The 825-nt window shown below is 63.3% G+C and carries 1 protein-coding gene; it reads right to left on the bottom strand.

What is annotated here, in order from left to right:
* Positions 1–51: 51 nt before the first annotated feature.
* The coding region (locus JT360_RS33260; protein ID WP_214477710.1) for a beta-ketoacyl-[acyl-carrier-protein] synthase family protein at positions 52–825 on the bottom strand (774 nt) is incomplete at its 5' end.

The raw sequence follows: 825 nt of genomic DNA, 5'->3' as shown, positions 1-825 counted from the left end.
CAAGCAGCTAGATACGACAGGTGACCTCAAATGAGGCGTCTTGCATGGCTTCTACACCTGCCTGAATGCCAGAACTGCGTTCGTACCGCCCATGGCGAAGGCGTTGCTCATGGCGACGCGCACCTTGCGCTCGCGCGGCACATTGGGTGTGATGTCGAGGTCGCAAGCGGGATCTGGCTCGCGATAGTTGGCGGTCGGCGGCACGACGTCCTCTTGCATTGCCATCACGCAGGCGATCATTTCAAGCGCGCTCGCTGCGCCGAGGCAATGCGCGTGCGTGGACTTGGTGGAAGAGATGGACATCGAATAAGCGTGGTTTCCAAACACACGCTTGATCGCCGCCGTTTCAGTCTGATCATTGCTTTTGGTACCGGTGCCGTGCGCGTTGAGGTAGTCGACGTCCTCGGCATTCAGCCCGGCATCGGCAAGGCAGGCGCGCATCGCCGACGCTGGCCCCTCGACAGATGGCGCGGCAATGTGGAAGGCATCGGCGGAAAGGCCGACGCCGGCGATCTCGGCAAGAATTGTGGCACCACGCCTCGTGGCATGCTCGTAGCTTTCCAGCACGGCCATGCCCGCACCCTCGCCCAGCACCAGGCCCTTCCTATCGGCGGAGAAGGGCCGGCAGGTATCGGGTGAAAGCACGCGCATTGCTTCCCATGCTTTCAGCACGCCCCATGCGAAGGGTGCGTCGCTGCCTCCGGAAACCATTACGTCGGCCCGGCCCAGCTTGATCTGGTCCACCGCCGAGGCGATCGCATGGTTGGCCGAGGCACATGCGGAGGTCACCCCGAAGACCGGCCCGCGCAAGCCGAGGCTCAAGCT

Source organism: Mesorhizobium sp. dw_380, from assembly GCF_018588885.1.
Taxonomy (GTDB): Bacteria; Pseudomonadota; Alphaproteobacteria; order Rhizobiales; family Rhizobiaceae; genus Mesorhizobium.
This window is presented reverse-complemented; position numbering and strand designations above follow the sequence as displayed.